Genomic DNA, 21,300 nt, shown 5'->3' with positions numbered 1-21,300 from the left:
GGAAGACGAAGCGCACCACCACGAACCAGGCGACCATGACCACGAGGAAAAGCAGGATATCGTTCATGGTGTGAACAATACAGCATTCCCGGTCACTGTCAAGGGGCGGCGTTTCCCTGGCCGGACCTTGCCTTGGGGCCCGGCCCGTGCCATGCTCGACGGCACCGAAGAAACACAGCGCCGACGCAAGGCGCGACGGCGCGACCAGATTGTCCGGCGTCGGCCGGGGCGCGGAGCGTGACCGTAGGCGCAAGCACGGAGCGGATTCCAAGCATGTCCCGGATCGCCAGCCTGTCCCTTTGCCGCATCTTCGCCGCCGCCCTGTGCTTGTGGCTGGGCGTCGCCTCCGCCGCTCCGGCCGGCGCGCCGGTGGTTACGGCCCAAAGCGTGGCCCGCATTCCCCACGATCCCGCCGCCTTCACCCAGGGCCTGCTGTTCGCCGACGGGGTCTTCTACGAAAGCACCGGCCTCTACGGCCAGTCCAGCCGGCGTCGCCTGGACCCGGCCACGGGCAGGGTGCTGGCCAAGGTCTCCCTGCCTCCGTCGCTTTTCGGCGAGGGCCTGGCCTTTGCCGGCGGCCGGCTCTACCAGCTGACCTGGCGGGAGGGCAGAGTGCTGACCGCCGACCCGGCCACGCTCAGACCCCTCTCAGAGCTGCCCCTGCCCACCGAAGGCTGGGGCGCGACCGTGCTCGACGGGGCGCTGGTGGTCAGCGACGGCACGGCCAGGCTCGCCTTCTACGACCCCAAGGACATGACGCTATTGGGGAGCTTGGCCGTGACCGACGACGGCGCGCCCGTGGACAATTTGAACGAACTGGAAACCGTGGGCGGGATGATCTGGGCCAACGTCTGGCACGAGACGCGTATCGCGGTCGTCGATCCGGCCACGGGCCGGGTGGCCGCCTGGGTGGACTGTTCCGCCCTGGCCCGGCCTGTAACCGCAAGGGATCCGGAGAGCGTCCTTAACGGCATAGCCCACGATCCGGCCACGGGGCGCATCTGGGTGACGGGCAAGAACTGGCCCGCGATCCACGAAATCAAGGCGCCGGGACTGCCCCTGGGGACGTTCCGATCGGAAGCGGGAAAATAAGCGCGTCTCCAGGCCGCGCGCCGAGCGGGCCGCGGGGACGGAGAAGGAAGCGATGAAGCAGAAATGCAGGATGTGCCGGTACTGGAAGGGCCCCATCCCGGCCGAACACCGCTATTGTCCGCCCGAGGAGATGCTCTCGGGCGACTGGGGCTACTGCAAGCGCCACGCACCGGCCCCGGCGGCCGCGCCCGTGGAGCAGGCCCGGGGCAAGACCTACGTGGCCGTTTGGCCGGAAACGCAGGCCGACGACCTGTGCGGCGAATTCGTGCTCATCCCGCTGCACAAGGAGTAGGGCCTAGGCCCCCTTGGGCGCGGCCCGCAGCCACAGGAGCCAGGCCGCCAGGGCCGCCACCGGCAGGCTCAGGAGCTGACCCATGGTCAGCCAGCCGAAGGCCAAGTAGCCGAGCTGGGGGTCGGGCACGCGCACGAATTCCACGATGAAGCGGAAAATGCCGTACCAGAGCAGAAAGACGCCGGAGACGGCTCCGGTCTTGCGCTTCCTGGCCGAATAGAGCCAGACGATCACGAAGAGCGCCGCGCCCTCGAGGCCGGCCTCGTAGAGCTGGGAGGGATGGCGCGGCATGTCGCCGGCCCTGGGGTCGGGAAAGACCATGGCCCAGGGCACGTCGCCGACCTTGCCCCACAGTTCGCCGTTGATGAAGTTGCCGATGCGCCCGGCCAGTATGCCGAGCGGCACCAGGGGCACCAGAAAGTCGGCCACGCCCCAGAAGCCCTTGCCCGTCTTTTTGCCCAGCAGCCAGGCCACCACGGACATGCCGATGATGCCGCCGTGGAAGGACATGCCGCCCTGCCAGACCTTGAAGAAGGACAGCGGATCTGCCAGCAGCCCCGGCAGGTCGTAGAAAAGCTCGTAGCCCGTGCGGCCGCCGAGAACCACGCCCAGCACGGAATAGGTGATCAGGTCGTCCACCTGTTCCCCGGTCCAGCCCGAGTCCGGGCGCGAGGCCCGGTAGCGGCCGAGGAGCCAGGCCGAGCAGAAGCCGAACAGATACATGAGGCCGTACCAGCGCACGTGCAGGGGGCCGAGGCTTATGGCCACGGGATCGAACTGGGGATAGGCGAGCATGAGGAGTCCTGGCGGTTTGCCGGTTGGCGTCCGGGCGAACCCCGGCCGCCTCGGACGCGGGCGGACGGGGCTTGGGTCGCGTCTTTTGGGAATAAGCCGCCGACGATGTCGTCGCGAGGGCGGCGTCAGCGGTCCTGGCCGAGTTCGTCGAGCAGGGTCTTGGCCTTGGCGTATTCCGGATTGATATCCAAGGATTTCTTCAGGTAGTCCACAGCCTGTTCCTTCTTGCCGTAGCGGCGGTAGACCGTGGCGATGTTGTAGCAGATGGCCTCGCCCGTGCGCCACAGGTCGGGATTGAGCGTCAGCGCCCGGTCCAGGTACTGGTAGGCCTCGATGTACTGCCGGCCCTCGGTGTAGGCCATGGAGATGTTGTAATACAGGCCGCCGTCGTTGGGGGATATCTTGAGGGCCTTGCGGTACTCGACGATGGCTTCCTGCCATTTGCCCTGGCGGCGCAGGGTCAGCCCCAGCCGGTTGAAGGTCTCGATGTCCGAGCGGTCGAGCATGTTCTTGCGGGTGTTGAGCGACTGGCGCAGGTACTGCTCGGAAAGCTCGGGCGAGGCGTCCATGCAGCGCACGGCGATGGTCTGGGTGACCCGGCTGACCGCGTCCAGGGCTTCCTTGGTGGCGATGCGCACGGCCATGTCGAAGGCGGCCTTGGCCTTGTCGGCGTCGCCCATCTTGATGTAGCCCGTGCCGATGTCCACCTTGCGGTCGACGTTTAAGGGCGAGAGCTTGTCCAGGCGCTCCAGGAACCGGACCTCTTCGGCGGTGTTGCCTTCCTCGTGGTGCAGCTCGGCGATCTTTTTCAGCGGCTCCAGGAACAGCTTGGCCCCTTTCTCGGCTTGCGTGTAAGCCCGCAGCGCCTCTTCGCGCTTGCCCATGCCCCGCAGGGCGTCGCCCATGAGCAAAAGCCCCGAGGGGCTGTTGGGCTTGAGCTCCAGCACCTGCTTGGCCAGCTTGGCCGCCTCCAGGGGGTTGCCCATGTCCAGGCACTGGCGTCCCTTGTCCATGAGTTCGCCGAGCTGGCCGCGCGGCTTGACCGTGAAGGCGATCTTCTCGATCAGCGTGTCCGCGGAGATGGGCTTGGTGATGATGTTGTCCGCACCGAGTTCGTGCAAAAGCACCAGTTTGTCCCGTTCGACCTCGGTGGTCAGGACGATGACGAAGAGTTCGTTGGCGAAATCGGATTTGAGATAGCGGACCAGGTCCGAGGTGTTGCGTCCGTTGAGCTCCCGCTCGATGAAGATGAGCAGCTTGTGATTTTTTGACCGCAACAGCTTTATTTCTTTATGCAATGCCTCTATGGTAGCGACGTTGTGTACGCACTCGTCCTTGATCGTGAGATGACGCAGCAGCGTGCTGCGCAGGTTTTTGTTGAAGACCGCATCATCGCTGAGGACCAGGAACACGCCGTTGGTCAGGGCTACGAATTCACGAACATCGTCGTCATATTGCTTGTTTTTCATGTAGAACTCTTAATGCAGGGGGCGGGAAGCGGGCCGGTCCATTCACACGGAACCGCCGTCCGGCGTCTTCGAACCGTCCGGAGGAGTGCAGGCGGCAAGGGAAAGAAACGTGGCATACGCCTCGGGTTCCATCGAAAAAACATGCTCGGGTCCCGGGAAAGTGCCATTCCTAACCGCATCGGCCCACTGCGTCAACGCCCCCACGGCAAGCTCGCCGAGCTCGGCGTACCGCTTGACGAACTTGGGGAGGAAACGATCGTAAAGGCCCAGCACGTCATGAAAAACAAGCACCTGGCCGTCGCAGTCCGGACCCGCGCCGATGCCGATGGTCGGCACCGGCAGGCGCTCGGTGACCAGGGCCGCCACCGGAGCCGGAATGCACTCGATCACCAGGGCGAAACACCCCGCCTCGGCCAGGGCCAGGGCGTCGTCCAGAAGCCGGGCCGCCGCCTCGGCCGTCCGGGACTGGACCTTGAAGCCGCCAAGGGCCGCCACGTGCTGGGGCGTGAGCCCCACATGGCCCACCACCGGAATGCCGGCGGCCACGATGGCCCGCACCTGGGGCAGCACCTCTTTGCCTCCCTCCAGCTTGACCGCGCCGGCCCGACCCTCCTTGAGGAAGCGGCCGGCGTTGGCCACGGCCTCGGGGACCGACACCTGGTAGGACAGAAAGGGCATGTCGGCCACGACCAGGGCGTTTTTTGCCCCGCGCGACACCGCCTTGGTGTGGTGGAGCATCTCCTCCATGGTCACCGACAGCGTGTCCTCGTGGCCCAGCACCACCATGGCCAGGGAGTCCCCCACCAGCAGCATGTCCAGGCCGGCCGTCTCGGCCAGGCGCGCGGCGGCGAAATCATAGGCCGTCAACATGGCCAGCTTGCGTGTTCCCTTGGCCGCCGTCACGGCCGGGGCTGTCATCTTGGTCATATTTCCATGCTCCTTCGGCCTTGCGCCCGCCCCGCCCTTGGCTTATGTGCACCGGCCATGCGCATCTGCATCACCGACCGCCGGCTCGAACGCATCCAGGACGTGCTGTCCAGACGACAGACCGATCTGACGCTCGTCATAAACAACATCCACGATCCACACAACGTTTCGGCCATATTACGAAGTTGCGACGCGTTCGGAATCCACCGCGTCCATCTGCTCTACACCGACACCGCCTTCCCGGCTCTGGGCAAAAAATCCTCGGGCTCGGCCAAGAAATGGGTCGAGACCGTGCGCCACAAGGACGCCGCCTCCCTGGCCGCCGCCCTCAAAGGCCAGGGCTTCACCCTCGTCGCCACCAGCTTCACCGAAACGGCCAAGCCGCTGCCCCAATGGGATCTCACCGGGAAAGTCGCCATCATCCTCGGCAACGAACACCGGGGCGTGGACGAAGACCTCGCCCCCCACGTCGACGGCGCTCTCTATATTCCCATGCAAGGCATGGTGCAAAGCCTCAATGTGTCCGTGGCCGCGGCCGTCATCCTCTACGAAGGCTTCCGCCAGCGCCACGCCGCCGGCTGCTACGACGCCCCCTGCCTGCCCGGGGAGGAACTGGAGCGGCTCACGAACCTGTGGGCGCAGAAGTGAGGACGGGCATGCAGTGCCCTCGGGCGAGGCCGTGGCGGCGCGAGCGACGCGGGTCCCGCTTCCAGGGAATGTTCCCTCCCCATGCCCCCGACCGTGCCGGCGTGGCCAAGTCGTCACAGTCCACGCCCTTGGCGCGGCCCATGTCCTTGTGCTAGCCTCGAAAAAGCGGCGACCCGGCGGGGCAGGCGCTTTTCGGGAACGGCATGGGAGGTGACGATGGGCGACATGGCGAAATACTTCCTGCTCACGACGCTTTTGGCCTGCGGCGTGCTGCTTTCCGACGTCGGGCCGTGCCTTTGCCGCGTCAGCGAGGCGGCCCCGGCCAAGGTCCAGGCGACCGCGCCGGGCAAGCACGTCATCAAGGCCGGCGAAACCATCAACCTCCTGGCCCTGCGCTACGGCGTGCCGGCCGCCGCCATCCTCAAGGCCAATCCCGGCCTCGATCCGGGCCGGCTCCAGCTCGGGAAGGTCATCGTCATCCCGGCCCCGAGCGCGGCCGCTTCGGCCGCGACGCCGCCTGCGGAAGAGACGCCTGCGGCCGCCTCGGCCGCCCCGTCGGCCAAGACGCAAAACGTCGAACTGCGGCCGCAGTCGGCGCCCCAGGCCACCCAGCCTTTGGCCGGCGGGCTCAAGGAACACGACCTGCCGCCGACCCCGGCCCGGCCGGCCGCCACGGCCGTCGCGCCGCTGCCCGCGCCCCAGGCGACCGTCGCGGCGCAACCCCGGCAAGCGCCCCCGGTCGCCGCCCCCGCCGCGGAAAACGACGGTGGATCGGCCCTGGACAAGGCCGCCGCGGCGCTCAAGGACAACGCGGCCGCCGCCGTGCCCGTGACCGTGGACAGGGTGGGGGAGCGCACCCGATTCGCCATGGGCGGGCAGACGTTTTTCGCCGACCAGATCGTGCCCTGGGCGTTGTCGCTTGGCAGCCGCCTGGTTTCGGGCGTCCTGCTCTTCTTCGCGGGCGTCTGGATTTCCGGCCGGCTGGCGGCCGTCCTGGCGCGGATCCTGCGCCGGAGAAACGTTTTGCCGGAGATCGTTTCCTTCGCGGCGAGCCTCGTGCGCTACGGCCTGTATCTGGTGGTGCTCATCGCCGCCCTGGGGCAGCTGGGGTTCAACATCAGCTCGCTGCTGGCCCTTTTCGGCGCGGCCGGCCTGGCCGTAAGCCTGGCGCTCAAGGACACGCTGTCCAACTTCGCCTCGGGCGTGATGCTGCTGCTGTTCCGCTTCTTCCGGGTGGGCGACCGGGTGAACGTGCCGAGCGCTGCCGGGGCCTCGGGCGTGGTCGCGTCCATTGACGTGTTCAACACCGTCATCCGTTCCGACACGGGCGACGTCATCATCGTGCCCAACGCCAAGATCATGGGCAACGTGATCGTGGTCACCTCCGAAGACGAAACGCCGCCGGACGGAAAACGCTGAGCGCGGCGGCCCTTTTCTCCTCGAAGGCATCGTTGCGGCGGCAGAGGAGTTTCCTCATCGGGGAGGTCCAGGAGGGGCCCCGCCCCTCCTGGCCGCCAGAGGCTTCCCCCTGCTACAGGAAGCGCAGCCGGCCGCCTTCCAGGCGACGGACGTCCTCGATCTCGGGAATCACGTCCCCGCGCCGGTGCACGGCCGCCACGACCGTGACGCCGCTTCGGGCCGCGGCCGAGACCGCCGCCATGGCCGCGCTGCGCGACGGGGCGTCGAGGCCCGAGAAGGGCTCGTCGAGCAAAAGCAGGCGCGGTTCGCCGACCATGGCCCGGGCCAGGAAGAGCCGCCGCGTCTGGCCGGCCGAAAGCCGCCCCAACCGCCGATCGGCCAGGTCGGCCACGTCGAAGAACTCCATCCACCGCCTGGCCGCCGCGTAATCGGCCGCGGAAGGCGCGGCGTAGATGCCCATGGTGGCCGCGATGCCCGACGTCACGAGGTCCAGGGCCGAAAGCTCCTTGTCGTAATCCGCCTCCAGCTCGAAGGACACCAGGCCGATGCGCTTGCGGATGTCCCGCAGGTCGGTGAATCCCTCGGGCGCGGCCAGCCCGGGGCGCAGCGCCCGGCCGCCCAGGGCCGGATGCAGCTCGCCGGCGATGAGTTTGAGCAGCGTGGACTTGCCCGCGCCGTTGGCCCCGAACACGGCCAGATGCCCACCCGGGGCGATGGTGAGGCAGATGTCCCTGAGGATCTCCCGGCGCGAAAGATAGACCGTGGCGTGCTCCAGCACGACCAACGGCGGTCCGTCGCCGGCGAAGGCGGCCGGCGGCGGCGCGGCGGCCGGCTCCCGGGCCGGGCCGTCCATGGCCTTTCGGTAGCGCTCGAGCACCGCCTCGGCCGGGCCGGCGTCGATGACGCGCCCGCCGGAAAGCGTCAGCCCCTGGGCCGGCCCCGGCGGCAGGGACGCGCCCTGGTGGCTGGTGAGCAGCACGGCCGCGCCGGCGGCGGCAGCTTTCGAAACGGCCTTTTCGGCCGCTTCCCGGGCCGTGTCGTCCAGGCCGTCCAGGAACTCGTCGAGGAAAAGCACAAGCGGCCGGGTCGCCAGGGCCCGGGCCAGGAGCACGGCGCGCAGTTGGCCGTTGGACAGGGCGGCCACCGGCGTGTCCAGCAGGTGGGCGATGCCGAGCAGGACGGTCACCTCTTCCAGGCGGGAGAGTTCCTCGCCCTTGGGCCGGCCCTGGATGTAGACGGCGTCGCGCATGCCGGCCAGGATCACGGCGCGGGCCGGCAGGTGGGCGCAAAGCCGCTTGGTGGCCCGCTGGATTTCCGGCGAGACGATGCCGCAACGTTCGCGCGCGCCGATGGGCGAGGCCCGTCCCGGGCCGCCGTCGGCGACGTAGGCCCGCGATCCCCGGCCGTCGTCGTCGGGCCAGATGTCGCCGCGCAAAAGCCGCAACAGGGTGGACTTGCCCGAGCCGTTGCCGCCGAGGATGAGCCAGCGTTGGCCGGGCTCGACGGCGAGGCTCACGCCGGACAGGGCCGGCCGGCCGGACAGGGTGACGCTGGCTTGGTCCAGCACGATGCGAAGGGTGGAGATGGTCATGATTCTTGAAACAAAAACGGGCCTTCCGGCGGAAGGCCCGTCATGCGTGTCGGAAGTTGCGCGCCTCAGACCAGGCCGGCATTGGCCAGGGCGGTCCTGAGCTTTTCCTTGTTCTGGGGAGACAGCGGCACCATGGGCAGGCGCACCTCGAAGGGGAAGCGGCCCATCATGGCCAGGGCTTCCTTGGCCGGGGCCGGGTTGGTCTCGAGGAAGGCGGCCCGGTACAGGGGGCTCATGGCGAAATGCAGCTTCCTGGCCTTGGGGTAGTCGCCGGCCAGGGCCGCCTCGCACATCTCGGACATCATCTTCGGCACGAAGTTGGAGACCACCGAGATGACGCCGCAACCGCCGATGGCCATGGTGGGCAGGGCCGTGAAGTCGTCGCCGGACAGGATCTGGAAGTCTTCGCCGCAGAACTCCGCCACCCGCGACACCTGGTTGAGGTCGCCCGTGGCCTCCTTGACGCCGATCACGTGGGGAACGGCGCTTTTGATCTCGGCGATGGTCTCGGGCAGCAGGTTGACGGCGGTGCGGCTCGGCACGTTGTACAGGATCAGCGGCAGCTCCACCCGCTCGCCGATGGCCTTGAAATGGGCCGCCAGACCCGCCTGGGTCGGTTTGTTGTAGTAGGGAGTGATCAGAAGCGCGCCGTCGGCCTTGGCTTCTTTGGCGTCCTTGGTCAGTTCGATGGCCTCGCGGGTGTTGTTGGAGCCCGCGCCGGCCAGGACCGGCACCCGGCCTTTGACCTGGTCCACACAGATGCGGATCACCCGTTTGTGTTCCGCGTGGGAAAGCGTGGCCGATTCGCCCGTGGTGCCGCAGGGGACAAGCCCGTGGATGCCCTGCTCGATCTGCCATTCGATGAAGGCGCGGTAGGCGTCCTCATCAACCTCGCCGTTTCGAAAGGGCGTCACCAATGCCGTGATTGCGCCTCGAAACTCCATACGGTCCTCCTTGGAAGAATAAACCCCGTCATTCCCTAGAATGTTTTCGTTCTCCAGGCAAGTGCGCCGCGCGAAGAAATGTGCGGGAAAATCAAGGGCAAGGAGCGGTGTTTGCCACAGCGCGGCCGGCGGCCTTGCCCGGGGTGGGGCGATGGAGTAGGTTTCCTTTTGAAAGCAGCGTCGCGCCGGGTCCTTCGCCCGGGCGCGGCGGCCAAAGGAACGCCCATGGCCAAGACCACCCGGGCGACCCAGGCCCTGGCCAAGGCCGGCGTCGCCTTTACCGTCATCGAATACGCCTACGAGGCCGGGGCCCAGCACATCGGCCTGCATGCGGCCGCCGCCGTGGGCGAGCCGCCCTCGCGGGTGCTGAAGACGCTCATGGTCAGCGTGGACGGCAAGCCCGCCTGCGCCGTGGTCCCGTCCAACGGCGAGCTGTCCATGAAGCGGGTGGCCGCGGCCTTCGGCGGCAAGGCGGCGGCCATGCTGCCCCCGGCCGAAGCCGAGAAGGTCACGGGCTACCACGTCGGCGGCATCAGTCCCTTCGGCCAGCGCAAGGCCGTGCCCACGGCCCTGGAGGCGGCGGCCCTGGCCGAGCCGCACGTGATCATCAACGCCGGCCAGCGCGGGCTGATGGTGCGCCTGTCCCCGGCCGACGCCAGGCGCGCGCTCGGCGCCGTGGCCGCGCCGCTGCTGGCCTGACGGCCCCGGTTCTTGCGATATCCGCCAAGGAGCGCGCCATGATGCGCCGCACGTTTTATCTGCTCGTCTGCGCCGGCCTGGCCGTTTTCCCGGCCACTGTCCGGGCCGCCGGAAAGATCGGCCCGGACGACGCCTGGACCCTGCCCGAGGCGGCCTGGACGGACTGCCTCAAGGGGCATGCCGACGCCACGGGCTGCCTGGGCGCGCTCATGCGCCAGGGCGGGGCCTCGGCCGGGGCGATGGAGATCAACACGCGCCTGGACGGCGAGGGCTACATGGCCGCTTTTCGCGAGACCGGCCGGGTGGACGTGGCCGGCATGGTCTTTCCGTTGCGGGCCAATTCCAACGAGGTGGCCTACCTGGTCAACGGCGAGCCGGAGCTGGTTTCGAGCGAGATCGACGAGGACGCCCTGAAGCTTGCCGACAATCCCCAGTACGCCGCCCTGGCCAAGGCCCATCCCGACGTCATGTTCTGGCCCGTGGGCGACGGCCCGCGCGCCGTGGAGGCCCTGGACGGCGGCGGGCAGGGCTTCGTCTTTTCCTATGCCCTCCTTAACGGCTGCCACGCCTGCGAGGTGCTCGGCCACGCCGTGGTCTCCCTCGACTTCGGCCCGGACGGGAGCTATCGCGGCCCGCGCCTTGCCGCCGTGGAGCCCGCGCCCTAGCCGGCCGCGACCTTCCCATGACCACGCCCGAAACGCCCCGGGACGTCCTCAAACGGGTCTTCGGCTACGACAGCTTTCGCGGCCCCCAGCAGGCGGTCATCGACCACGTGCGCGCCGGCGGCGATGCGCTCGTCGTCATGCCGACAGGCGGCGGCAAGTCGCTGTGCTACCAGATCCCGGCCCTGCTCTTGCCGGGCACGGCCGTGGTCGTCTCGCCGCTGATCGCGCTCATGCGCGACCAGGTGCGCGCGCTCGAGGCCCTGGGCGTGGCCGCCGCCGCGCTCCATTCGGGACTGGCCCCGGGCGAGGCCCGGGAGGTGACCTCGCGCCTGGCCTCGGGGCGGCTGGACATCCTCTACGCCGCGCCCGAGCGGGTCATGACCCCGGCCTTCGCCGCCATGCTCCAGTCCGTTCCGCTGAGCCTTTTCGCCATCGACGAGGCGCATTGCGTGTCCCAGTGGGGCCACGAGTTTAGGCCGGAATACCTGCAACTGGCCGAACTCGCCGCCAGGTTTCCGGGCACGCCGCGCCTGGCGCTGACGGCCACGGCCGACGGCCCGACCCGCGACGACATCCTGGAGCGGCTGGAGCTTCGCCGGGCGGAAGTCTTCGCCACGGGCTTCGACCGGCCCAACATCCGCTACCTCGTCGAGCCCAAGGAGGAGCCGCGCCGGCGGCTTCTGCGCTTCATCCGCGAGGATCACCCGGGCCAGTCGGGCATCGTCTACCGGCTCTCGCGCCGGAAGGTCGAGGACCTGGCCGCCTGGCTCTCGGAAAACGGCGTGCCGGCCCTGGCCTACCACGCCGGTCTGGCGGCGGCCGAGCGCGACGCGCGCCAGGACCGGTTCATGCGCGAGGAAGGGCTGGTCATGGTGGCGACGGTGGCCTTCGGCATGGGCGTGGACAAGCCCGACGTGCGCTTCGTGGCCCACCTCGACCCGCCCAAGAGCATCGAGGCCTACCACCAGGAAACGGGCCGGGCCGGGCGCGACGGCGAGCCGGCCGAGGCGTTGCTCCTGTACGCGCCGGCCGATTTCGGGGCGCTTCGCCGCCTGATCGACCCCGAGGGCACGGGCGAGGGCCGCCGGCGGGTGGAACTTTCCAAGCTCGAGGCCATGGCCGGCTACTGCGAGTCCGACGCCTGCCGCCGCCGCACCCTGCTCGGCTACTTCGGCCAGGATCTGGCCGCGCCCTGCGGCAACTGCGACGCCTGCCTCGACCCGCGCCCGACAAAGGACGCCACCGTGCCGGCGCAAAAGGCCCTGTCGTGCGTCTTTCGCACGGGCCAGCGCTTCGGGGCCGGGCACATCGTGGACGTGCTCCTCGGCAAGCCCACCACCCGGGCCGTGACGCTCGGGCACACCGAGCTTTCCACCTTCGGCATCGGCGCGGAACTGACGCGCGAGCAGTGGAAGGCGCTCATGCGCCGGCTCGCGGCCATGGGCGCGCTGTCCCCGCATCCCGAAGGCCACGGCGGCCTGGTGCTCACCGCGGCGGCCTGGGACATCCTCAAGGGCCGGCGGGAATTCGCCATGCGCCTGCCCGAGGCGGTCGCCAAGGCGGCCGGCGGCCGGCGCAGGAAAAGGGATGGGGGACCGCGCCAGGACTGGATCCGCGAGGCGCTCCCCGCGCCGGACGACGTCGCCCTGTGGGACAAGCTGCGGGCCTGGCGGGCGCAAACGGCCCAGGAGGCGGGCGTGCCGCCTTACGTGGTCTTCCAGGACCGCACCCTGGTGGCCGTGGCCGCGGCCAAGCCCGAAAGCGTCCAGGCCCTGGCCGACCTGCCGGGCATGGGCCGGGTGAAGCTGGAGAAATACGGCGCGGCGCTGCTGGCGATCCTGGACGAGCACTGCGCCGCCCACGGCCGCCGGGTGTCCGAGGCAGTGATCGAGCCGGCGGAACAATCCGCCCGTCGCGAGGCCCGGGAGAAAGCCCCCAGCGCCACGGCCCGGGAGAGCTTGGCCCTTTTCCGCGAACTCGCTTCGGCCGAGGCCGTGGCCGAGGCGCGCGGCCTGTCCGTGGCCACGGTGCACGGGCACCTGCTTTTTTTCGTGCGCCGGGGTGAGCTGGCCGCGCGCGAGGCGGCCGGGTGCGACGCGGCCGCGGCCGCGCGGGCCGAGGAGGCCATCCTCGACGCCCGCCGGGTCGGCGTCGTCGGGCTGACCGCCGTGTACGACGCCCTGGCCGGGGAGGTCTCCTACGAGGCCCTGCGCCACCTGGAAGCCGGCCTCTGGGCCGACGGCCGGCTGGGCGCGTCCTGACCTCTCTTCACCGCCTCCCCCAAAAAGACGCCGACCCGGAGGAACTTCCGGGCCGGCGTTTCTTTTCGTGTGAGTTCTCGCGACGGGCTTCGCATCGCCGTCGCGGGAATCGTGGAGGCGACAGCCTCGCCTGAGCCAGACAGTGGTTCTTAAAAAATACCGGCGTATTTTTTAAGGGGCACGGGGCTAACCGAAGAGCTTCTTCTTGCCTTCGATGAGTTCCGTCACCACGCTCGGATCGGCCAGCGTCGAGGTGTCGCCCAGGCTCTCCACCTCGTTGGAGGCGATTTTTCTCAGGATGCGCCGCATGATCTTGCCGCTTCTGGTCTTGGGCAGCCCCGGCGCGAACTGGATGACCTCGGGCGCGGCGATGGGCCCGATCTCCTTGCGCACGTGGAGTTTGAGGGCCTTCAAGAGGTCCTCGTTCTCCTCGTAGCCGGCCTTGAGGGTCACGTAGGCGTAGATGCTCTGGCCCTTGACGTCGTGGGGCATGCCGACCACGGCCGCCTCGGCCACGGTGGGGTGGGACACCAGGGCCGATTCGATCTCGGCCGTGCCCATGCGGTGGCCGGAGACGTTTATGACGTCGTCCACGCGGCCCATGATCCAGAAATAGCCGTCCGCGTCGCGCCGTGCGCCGTCGCCGGATTCGTAGCGGCCCTTGAACCCGGAGAAGTACTGCTGCTTGAAGCGCTCGGGCGCGCCCCAGACGCCGCGAAGCATGCCCGGCCAGGGCCTGCGCATGACCAGGAAGCCGCCCTGGCCCGCCGGCACTTCGTTGTTGTCCTTGTCCACGATGATGGGGTCGACGCCGGGCAGGGGCAGGGAGGCCGAGCCGGGCTTGAGGGTGGTGGCATAGGGCAGGGGGGAGATCATGAGACCGCCGGTCTCGGTCTGCCACCAGGTGTCCACGATGGGCAGTTTCCCGTGGCCGATGTGCTCGTGATACCACATCCAGGCCTCGGGGTTGATGGGTTCGCCCACGGAACCGAGGATGCGCAGCGAGGACAGGTCGTGCTTCTGGGTCCAGGCCGGCCCGGAGCGCATGAGCGAGCGGATGACCGTGGGCGCGGTGTAGAAGATGTTGACCTTGAATTTCTCGCAGATCTGCCAGAAGCGGTCCGGGGCCGGATAGGTGGGCACGCTCTCGAACATGAGCGAGGTCGCGCCAAGGGCCAATGGACCGTAGACGATGTAGGAGTGCCCGGTGATCCAGCCGATGTCGGCCGTGCACCAGTGGATGTCGTCGTCGTGCAGGTCGAAGACGAGCTGGCTGGTGTGGGCGGCGTAGGTCAGGTAGCCGCCGGTGGTGTGGTACACGCCCTTGGGTTTGCCCGTGGAGCCGGAGGTGTAGAGGATGAACAGCACGTCCTCGGCGTCCATGGGCTCGGGCTCGCAGCAGCCCTGGACGTCGTGGTCGCTCATGACGTCGTGCCACCAGAGATCGCGGCCGGGCAGCATCTCGACCGCGTTGCCGGCGTGGCGCACCACCACGACCTTCTCCACGCTGGCGCTTTCCTTGAGGGCCTCGTCGGCGTTGGGCTTGAGGGAAATGGTCTTGCCCGAGCGGATGACGGCGTCGCTGACCACGAGGACCTTGGACTGGCAGTCGTTGAGGCGGTCGCGCAGGCTGTTGGACGAAAAGCCGGCGAAGATGATGCTGTGGGGCGCGCCGATGCGGGCGCAGGCCAACATGGCGATGGCGAGCTCGGGAATCATGGGCAGGTACAGGCTCACACGGTCGCCCTTTTTGACGCCCATCTTGCGCAGCACGTTGGCGAAGCGGCAGACCTCGTCGTGGAGCATCTGGTAGGTGTAGGTGCGCACCTGGCCGTCGTCCTCGCCCTGCCAGATGAGCGCCGCCTTGTTGCGCCGCCCGTCGGTCAGGTGGCGGTCCAGACAGTTGTAGGTCGCGTTGAGCTTACCGCCGGCGAACCATTTGATCTCCGGCTTGTCGAAATCGTATTCGAGCACCTTGTCCCAGGGCTTGAACCAGGTGAGCAGGTCGGTGGCGCGCTCGCCCCAGTAGCCTTCCGGGTCCTCGATGGAACGCTTGTAGATGGCTTCGTATTCCTCGATGCTCTTGATGTGGGCGCGCTCGCGACCTTCGGCGGGCGGGGCGTAGCGGCGGTCTTCCTGCATGAGGCTTTCGATGTTTTCGGCTGTCATGATTCCCCCCGATGTTGGGATGTTGGGTCGATTTCAGGCGGACCATGCCGGAATCGGGCCGGCCCGGCCAGAATTTTTCGGTAAATGGCGGCCCGAAATCCATAAACCCATCGGGGAGGATGGCAAAGGCCGTTTATCGAGGATTTGACGCCGTTCATCGAATGCGAAACGGGAGCGGCGTGCCGGCATGCATCCATGCCGGCGTTCGCGAAGCCGGGGAGGGGGTCCGGGGGCATCATGCCCCCCGGCCGCCGGAGGCTCTTCTCCCGGTTTCTCAGTCCAGCCGGCCGGGGCCGAGGATGCGGGAGACGATCTCGCGGGAGTTGGCTTCGGCGCGCAGGTATTCCTCATGGGTGAGTCCCGCGCCGAGCGCCACCTTCTTGCGCCGGTCCTGGGAAACGAGGTCGTCCGGGGCGTGGGCGTCGTTGTCGATGACGAGCTTTGCCCCGAAGCGCCGGGCCAGGGCGGCCACGTGGCCGTTGGTCAGGCTGTGCCCCTTGCGGGTGGTGATCTCGAGCGCCACGCCGCGCTCGGCGGCGAGTTCGGCCTCCTCCGGGGTGATGAGCCCCGGGTGGGCCAGGATGTCCACGCCGGCCTCGATGGCGGCCAGGTTGGTGCCGGTCTCCACGGGCTCGACGATGGTTTCGCCGTGTACCACCACGATCTGCGCCCCGCGCTCCCGGGCCATCTCCACCATGTGGGGAATGAGCGGCGGCGGCACGTGGGTGATCTCCACGCCCGTGAGCACCGTCACGCCGAGGAACGGGCCGGCCTCGGCCACGAACCGGCCGATGTTGGTCAGGATCAGGTCCAGATTGGAGAAGTCGGCGTGGTCGGTCATGGCCATGGCCCGGTAGCCGGCCTTGGCCGCCCGCCGGGCGAGCTCCGCCGGGATGAGTTCGCCGTCGGAGAAGGTGGTGTGGGTGTGGAGGTCGATCATGCCCTACATCTTGTATTTGGCGTCGTTGGAGTCGAACTGTTCGAGGAGTTCCGTCCACTTGTCCGAATCGTCGGTGGCAAAGGCCACCACGCTCGCGTCCTTGGCCTCGCTGGCCACCTGCTCCAGGACCGACTCGGCCACCAGGATGGGCGACTTGGCCCGAAGGGCCAGGGCGATGGCGTCCGAGGGGCGGCTGTCGATGCGGCGGATGCCGCCTTCGACCTCCACCTCGATGTCGGCGTAGTAGGTGCCTTCGGTCAGCTCCGTGACGTGGATGGCCACCACCTGGGCGTCGAGCTTGAGGATCATATTGAGCAGCAGGTCGTGGGTCATGGGCCGGGGCAGCTCCACGTCGTTGAGGGCCAGGGAGATGGCCATGGCCTCCATGGCTCCGATCCAGATGGGGAGCACGGCCTTTTCTTCCATGTCCTTGAGGATGAGCACGGGCACTTGCGACTCTTCGTCGAGGGCCAGCCCGAACACTTTCATTTCAATCATGATCGGCCTCCGCCTCCCCGATGAGGGAGTGCTTTTTGGCTTGGCGGATGCGTGCCCGCACGAGGGTTCCGGCGGCTCGCGCCGCTCCGGGCAGGGTCATGTTGACGATGCGGCCGCCGGGGTCGCGCCCCTGCCAGGACGGGCCGTCGGGACCGTCCCTGCGGCTTTGCCCCTCGATGAGGACCTCGGTCGTCCGCCCGACCTGGGCGGCCAGGGACGCCGTCAGCCGTTCGTCCAACAGCGTCTGCAGCTCGGCCAGACGGGCCGATTTCGTCTTCTGGTCGATCTTGGGCTCCATGCGTTCTGACGCGGTTCCCGGCCTGTCACCGTACATGAAGGAGAAACCGCTATCAAATCCTACATCACGGACCAGATCGAGGGTCAAGCGGAAGTCGGCCTCGGTCTCCCCGGGAAAGCCGACGATGAGGTCCGTGGTCAGGGCGATGTCGGGCCTGGCTTGGCGCAGTTTTTCCACCAGCCGTATGTAGGCGGCCCTGTCGTAGCCCCGGCCCATGCGGGCGAGCACCGCGTCCGAGCCGGACTGCACCGGCAGGTGCAGGGCCGGGCACAGTTCGGGCAGGGCGGCGAACCGGGCGATGACGTCGTCGCTTAGGTCCTTGGGGTGGGAGGTGGTGAAGCGGATGCGGCCGATCCCGGGCACGGCGGCCACGGCGTCGAGCAGCGCGGCGAAGCTCGTGCCGTCGCCGGCCGCGTCCAGGCCGTAGCTGTTGACGTTTTGCCCCAGGAGCGTGACCTCGCGCACGCCGCGCGTCGCCAAGGCCTCGACCTCGGCCAGCACGGCCGGCAGGGCGCGGGATTTCTGGCGGCCGCGCACGAAGGGCACGATGCAGTAGGCGCAGAAGTTGTCGCAGCCCTGCATGATGGAGACGAAGGCTTTGGCCGGGAGCCGGTCCTTCGGCCAGGCCTGGTCGCGCTCGGGATAGGTCTCGGTGAAGTCGAGCAGCGACAGGCGAAGCCCGGGTTCGTCGACGATGCGGGCGAGGGCCCGGGGCGCGGCGGCCAGGCCGTCCGTGCCGAAGACCAGGCGCACCATGGGAAAACGCCGCCAAAGCGCCGTGCCGATCTGCTGGGCCGTGCAGCCGCCCACGGCCACGAAGGCGTCGGGCCTGCCGCCGTGGCGGTCGGCGATGCGGCCCAGTTCGCTGGCCACTTTCTGCTCGGGCTTTTCGCGCACCGAGCAGGTGAAAAGGATGAAGATGTCCGCCTGATCTTCCGAAGCCGGCGTGAACCCCTGGGAGACGAGAGAGCGGGTCAGCCAGTCGCCGTCGCCGACGTTCATCTGGCAGCCCATGGTCGTGATGTGAAATTTCATGGCTCGGATGAGAATAATGCACGACCGGCCGGGGGTAAAGGGCGGAGGAAACGGCCGATCCAGACGCCTTTTTGATCCCGGGCGGCGGGAGCCGTTGCCATATGGCCGCCGGTTTGGCATATCGCATATGGCGTCTCTTTTCCGGAGCTGCCGTTGCACGGGTGGGGCCGTGTGGTCGGCTCGCCTGGCCGCTGTCGGCCATGGAGCGCGCCACGCGGGCCGCCCGGGCCGTTCGCACGGCCGAAAGGAGGATGACATGGCCGCATCCGACAACGTGACGGGCTACGATCCCGTTTGGAAAGCGATGCATTGGCTGACCGTCGCTGTGGTGCTTGCCTTGTTTCTGCTCGGCGGGACCATGTCCCGGGGAACGCCGTTTTTGGTCATGTGGCACGAATCGCTGGGTATATTTGTTTTGTTGTTGACCCTTGCGCGCCTCTTGTGGCGGGCGACGCATGTCCCCCCGCCATTGCCCGGCGGGTTGCGCCCATGGGAGGCCTTCGCCGCTGTGGCCGTGCACAAGCTTTTCTATGTTTTTCTGGTCCTCCAGCCGCTCATCGGCTGGGGCCTCTATTCGCTTTCGTCCAACACGACGCTTTTCTTCGGCTTGTTCCCCATTCCCAAGCTGCCCCTGGGGGAACTGGCCGGACAGGCGGCGCGCGGGGTCCTGGCGGGCGCGCACGGGGCAGGAGCGGCGAGCCTGGCGATCCTGTTCGTCCTGCATGCCGGCGCGGCCCTGAAGCACCATTTCGTGCTGCGCGACAACGTGCTCCTGCGCATGGCGCCGGACGCCCTGGCAGGGGCGTTGCGCAAGCTGCGCGGGGAATGATCCCTTTTGCCTTGCCCGCGAGAGCTGTCTGTTGTTACTTCCTTATTAAGGTCCGGACCGCGTCCGGTCCCGTTCCCTTTCCTGAAACCGCCCTGGAGACACGGCGGCGGCGCAGGCCCGCCCCGAGGAGGACGCCCGTCATGGAGCAGCGCATCGAAACGGACAGCCTGGGCGAAGTCAAGGTCCCGGCGGACAAGCTCTGGGGGGCGCAGACCCAGCGGTCGCTCGAACACTTCAGCATCGGCGACGACCTCATGCCCCGGGAGATGATCGCCGCCTACGCCTACCTCAAAAAGGGCGCGGCCGAGGCCAACGCCGCCCAGGGGCGGCTGCCCAGGGAACTGGCCGATTCCGTTGTGGCCGTGTGCGACGAGATCCTCGACCACAAGCACGACGACATGTTCCCCTTGCACGTCTGGATGACCGGCAGCGGCACGCAGTTCAACATGAACGTCAACGAAGTGGTCTCCAACCGCTGCTGCCAGCTCGCCGGAGCGCCGCTCGGGTCCAAAAAACCCGTGCACCCCAACGACCATGTCAACATGTCCCAGTCGTCCAACGACAATTTTCCCTCGGCCATGTACATGGCCGCCGCTCTCGGCGTGGCTCGTGACCTGCTGCCTTCCCTGGCCGCCCTGCACGACGCCCTGGCCGCCAAGGCCGAGGCCTGGAAGGACATCGTGAAGATCGGCCGCACCCACCTGCAGGACGCCGTGCCGCTGACGCTCGGCCAGGAATTTTCGGGTTACGCCGGGCTTCTGGCCGACGACGCCGCGCGTCTGAGCGTGAGTCTCGGCGACGTGTACAAGCTGCCGCTCGGCGGCACGGCCGTGGGCACGGGCATCAACGCCGCGCCGGGCTTCGCCGAGGCGGCCATCGCCGATATCGCCCGGCTGACCGGTCTGCCCTTCGTGCCCGCGCCCAACAAGTTCACGGTCCAGGGCTCCCACGACGCGTTGGTGCAGCTTTCCGGGACGCTGCGCACACTGGCCGTGTCGCTCTACAAGATCGCCTGCGACATCAGGCTTCTCGCCTGCGGCCCGCGCGCCGGATTCTACGAGCTCGTCATTCCCTCCAACGAGCCCGGCTCCTCCATCATGCCCGGCAAGGTCAACCCCACCCAGTGCGAGGCCATGGCCATGGCCGCGCTCCAGGCCATGGCCTGCGACATGGCCGTGTGCATGGGCGGGGCCGGGGGCATCCTGGAGATGAACGTCTACAAGCCCCTCATGATCCACAACGTGATGCAGCCGGTGCGCGTGCTGTCCGACTGCATGACCAACTTCCGCAAGTACCTGGTGGACGGCATGGAGCCGGACCGCAAGCGCATCGCCACCTACGTGGAACGCTCGCTGATGCTGGTCACCGCGCTCTCGCCGGTGATCGGCTACGACAAGGCCTCGCGCATCGCGCACCACGCGGCCGAGAACGACCTGACCCTGCGCGAGGCCGCGCTGGAGCTGGGTTTCGTGGGAGCAGACGAGTTCGACCGCGTGGTGGTCCCGGCCAGGATGACCGGCCCCTCCGTGGCCAGGTGAGCCCCGGCGGCCCCGCGCCGCCCGGGCTCAGGACACGCTCAGGTGCTCGGTCTTGCCGATGGCTTCGGCCTTGATCCTGTTCAGGGTGTCCACCAGCGTGGGGGCGACGTTCTCGCGGATGTCGCCCGCCACGATGATGAAGAGCAGATCGTCGCCGGGCTCGAACACGCCGCTCTTGGCGTGGGCCGTCACGGCGAAGATGCCGGGGCGCTCCTCCATCTCGCGGCACACGGCCGCCACCTTGTCCTGGTCCGGGCGGACCTCCAGGCGCTCCACCGGCGCGCCCGTGCCGCGCGAGCGCCCGCGCACCACGCCGTTGTGCACCAGGACCATGCCCACCTTCTCCGTGAAGCCGGGCCTCTTCTTGAGTTCGGCGATGGCCTGCGAAATATCCATGCGATCCCTCCTTGCGCTTGCCGCAGGGCCGGTTCCCGGTCCCTGGCCCGCACGTTCTACCCGCGCGCGCGGCGAGCGTCCAGACGCCAACCCCCTGCCCGAGTCACCATCGCTTCAGAAAAGGTGACCTGGTTGCCCGCCTTCGTGGCGCGGGGCTACACTTTAGGCGAAAGAGACCATCCAGGAGTCCGCCATGGCCACCTTCATTCTGGTTCACGGAGCATTCCAGGGCAGCTTCGTATGGGCGCAGACCGCGGAGCTTCTGCGCCGCGCCGGGCACGAGGCGCTCACGCCCGGGCTGACCGGGCTGGGGGACCGCGCCCACCTGCTGCGCGAGGGCGTGTCGCTCTCCACCTACGTCGACGACGTGGTCAACGCGGTGAGCTTCTCCCGCACGGGACCGGCGCTCATCGCCGGGCACAGCTTCTCGGGGCTGGTGGCCACGGCCGCGGCGGCCAGGCTCCCCGGCGCGGTGACCGGCATCGCCTACGTCGATGCGCTGCTGCCGGAGGATGGCCAGTCGTTCCAGTCCATGGCGGGCCCCGAGTTCGGCAAGGTGCTGGCCGCCCACGTGCACGACGAATGGCTGGTGCGGCCCTGGCCCCTGAACGTGTTCGGCGTGGTGGAGCCCGAGCTCGCCCCGGGCTTCGCGGCCAGGCTCACCTCCACGCCCCTGGCCGCCTTCACCGAGCCCTACCGCTTCGGCATGCCGGACCCTGCCGTGACGCGCTTCTTCATCCGCTGCATCCGCAACCCCAACCCCCTCATCGCGGCCCAGGCCGCCAAGGCGCGGGC

The 21,300-nt window shown here is 68.4% G+C and carries 20 protein-coding genes; 10 read left to right on the top strand and 10 right to left on the bottom strand.

Annotated elements, in window-relative coordinates:
* Positions 1-273 precede the first annotated feature (273 nt).
* Together Q1K70_RS00915 and Q1K70_RS00910 are read left to right on the top strand one after the other, a co-directional pair.
* Positions 274-1,092: a glutaminyl-peptide cyclotransferase gene (locus Q1K70_RS00915; protein ID WP_300154457.1), complete on the top strand. Its 819-nt coding sequence runs from the start codon at positions 274-276 to the stop codon at positions 1,090-1,092.
* Positions 1,093-1,144: 52 nt separating this feature from the next.
* A complete protein-coding gene (locus Q1K70_RS00910) occupies positions 1,145-1,384 on the top strand; it encodes a hypothetical protein (RefSeq protein WP_300154455.1) in 240 nt (79 codons plus the stop codon).
* A 3-nt stretch (positions 1,385-1,387) separates the two neighbouring features.
* On the opposite strand, the gene lgt is transcribed toward Q1K70_RS00910, so the two are convergent.
* The 3 genes from lgt to panB all read right to left on the bottom strand — a co-directional run bounded on the left by lgt (position 1,388) and on the right by panB (position 4,575).
* Positions 1,388-2,179, bottom strand: coding sequence for a prolipoprotein diacylglyceryl transferase (gene lgt / locus Q1K70_RS00905; protein WP_300154453.1), 792 nt, complete (start codon positions 2,177-2,179; stop codon positions 1,388-1,390).
* A gap of 125 nt (positions 2,180-2,304) precedes the next feature.
* The gene (locus Q1K70_RS00900) at positions 2,305-3,648 is read right to left on the bottom strand and encodes a tetratricopeptide repeat protein (protein WP_300154451.1); all 1,344 of its coding nucleotides are present in this window, start codon (positions 3,646-3,648) and stop codon (positions 2,305-2,307) included.
* A gap of 42 nt (positions 3,649-3,690) precedes the next feature.
* On the bottom strand, positions 3,691-4,575 hold the full coding sequence (gene panB / locus Q1K70_RS00895; protein WP_300154448.1) for a 3-methyl-2-oxobutanoate hydroxymethyltransferase: 885 nt from the start codon (positions 4,573-4,575) through the stop codon (positions 3,691-3,693).
* Positions 4,576-4,632: 57 nt separating this feature from the next.
* On the opposite strand from panB, the gene Q1K70_RS00890 reads away from it, so the two are divergent.
* Positions 4,633-5,223, top strand: coding sequence for an RNA methyltransferase (locus Q1K70_RS00890; RefSeq protein ID WP_300154446.1), 591 nt, complete (start codon positions 4,633-4,635; stop codon positions 5,221-5,223).
* A gap of 216 nt (positions 5,224-5,439) precedes the next feature.
* Positions 5,440-6,642: a mechanosensitive ion channel domain-containing protein gene (locus Q1K70_RS00885; RefSeq protein WP_300154443.1), complete on the top strand. Its 1,203-nt coding sequence runs from the start codon at positions 5,440-5,442 to the stop codon at positions 6,640-6,642.
* Between the two features lie 112 nt (positions 6,643-6,754).
* On the opposite strand, the gene Q1K70_RS00880 is transcribed toward Q1K70_RS00885, so the two are convergent.
* Positions 6,755-8,233, bottom strand: a complete 1,479-nt coding sequence (locus Q1K70_RS00880) for an ATP-binding cassette domain-containing protein (RefSeq protein ID WP_300154441.1) — start codon at positions 8,231-8,233, stop codon at positions 6,755-6,757.
* Between the two features lie 65 nt (positions 8,234-8,298).
* The gene (gene dapA, locus Q1K70_RS00875) at positions 8,299-9,177 is read right to left on the bottom strand and encodes a 4-hydroxy-tetrahydrodipicolinate synthase (protein WP_300154438.1); all 879 of its coding nucleotides are present in this window, start codon (positions 9,175-9,177) and stop codon (positions 8,299-8,301) included.
* Positions 9,178-9,402: 225 nt separating this feature from the next.
* Between dapA and ybaK the strand changes: the two genes are divergently transcribed.
* Genes ybaK through recQ form a run of 3 tightly spaced genes read left to right on the top strand, consistent with a single transcriptional unit; the run spans position 9,403 to position 12,802 of the window.
* A complete protein-coding gene (gene ybaK, locus Q1K70_RS00870; protein ID WP_300154435.1) occupies positions 9,403-9,876 on the top strand; it encodes a Cys-tRNA(Pro) deacylase in 474 nt (157 codons plus the stop codon).
* Between the two features lie 38 nt (positions 9,877-9,914).
* Positions 9,915-10,541 carry a hypothetical protein gene (locus Q1K70_RS00865; RefSeq protein ID WP_300154432.1) on the top strand — a complete coding sequence of 209 codons (627 nt, stop codon included), beginning with the start codon at positions 9,915-9,917 and terminating at the stop codon, positions 10,539-10,541.
* Positions 10,542-10,558: 17 nt separating this feature from the next.
* Entirely contained in the window at positions 10,559-12,802 is a 2,244-nt protein-coding gene (gene recQ, locus Q1K70_RS00860; RefSeq protein WP_300154429.1) for a DNA helicase RecQ, read from the top strand.
* A gap of 186 nt (positions 12,803-12,988) precedes the next feature.
* Here the strand turns inward: recQ and acs are convergent, their stop codons facing one another.
* From acs to miaB, 4 genes are all read right to left on the bottom strand, one after another.
* Positions 12,989-14,971, bottom strand: a complete 1,983-nt coding sequence (acs, locus tag Q1K70_RS00855; protein WP_300154426.1) for an acetate--CoA ligase — start codon at positions 14,969-14,971, stop codon at positions 12,989-12,991.
* Between the two features lie 274 nt (positions 14,972-15,245).
* Positions 15,246-15,911, bottom strand: coding sequence for a histidinol phosphate phosphatase domain-containing protein (locus Q1K70_RS00850; protein ID WP_300154423.1), 666 nt, complete (start codon positions 15,909-15,911; stop codon positions 15,246-15,248).
* Between the two features lie 3 nt (positions 15,912-15,914).
* Positions 15,915-16,409 carry a bifunctional nuclease family protein gene (locus Q1K70_RS00845; protein WP_300154419.1) on the bottom strand — a complete coding sequence of 165 codons (495 nt, stop codon included), beginning with the start codon at positions 16,407-16,409 and terminating at the stop codon, positions 15,915-15,917.
* The gene (gene miaB / locus Q1K70_RS00840; protein ID WP_300154416.1) at positions 16,402-17,742 is read right to left on the bottom strand and encodes a tRNA (N6-isopentenyl adenosine(37)-C2)-methylthiotransferase MiaB; all 1,341 of its coding nucleotides are present in this window, start codon (positions 17,740-17,742) and stop codon (positions 16,402-16,404) included. Before miaB ends, Q1K70_RS00845 begins: the two co-directional genes overlap by 8 nt.
* 256 nt (positions 17,743-17,998) lie before the next feature.
* Between miaB and Q1K70_RS00835 the strand changes: the two genes are divergently transcribed.
* The gene (locus tag Q1K70_RS00835) at positions 17,999-18,571 is read left to right on the top strand and encodes a cytochrome b/b6 domain-containing protein (protein ID WP_300154413.1); all 573 of its coding nucleotides are present in this window, start codon (positions 17,999-18,001) and stop codon (positions 18,569-18,571) included.
* 140 nt (positions 18,572-18,711) lie between these two features.
* Entirely contained in the window at positions 18,712-20,109 is a 1,398-nt protein-coding gene (locus tag Q1K70_RS00830; protein ID WP_300154410.1) for a class II fumarate hydratase, read from the top strand.
* 27 nt (positions 20,110-20,136) lie between these two features.
* Here Q1K70_RS00830 and Q1K70_RS00825 read toward each other — a convergent pair whose 3' ends face one another.
* A complete protein-coding gene (locus Q1K70_RS00825) occupies positions 20,137-20,505 on the bottom strand; it encodes a molybdenum cofactor biosynthesis protein MoaE (protein ID WP_300154408.1) in 369 nt (122 codons plus the stop codon).
* Positions 20,506-20,698: 193 nt separating this feature from the next.
* On the opposite strand from Q1K70_RS00825, the gene Q1K70_RS00820 reads away from it, so the two are divergent.
* Positions 20,699-21,300, top strand: a 602-nt coding sequence (locus tag Q1K70_RS00820; protein ID WP_300154405.1) for an alpha/beta hydrolase, incomplete at its 3' end; no start/stop codon positions are given.

The sequence above is a fragment of the Solidesulfovibrio sp. genome (assembly GCF_029978005.1).
Classification (GTDB): domain Bacteria; phylum Desulfobacterota; class Desulfovibrionia; order Desulfovibrionales; family Desulfovibrionaceae; genus Solidesulfovibrio.
This window is presented reverse-complemented; position numbering and strand designations above follow the sequence as displayed.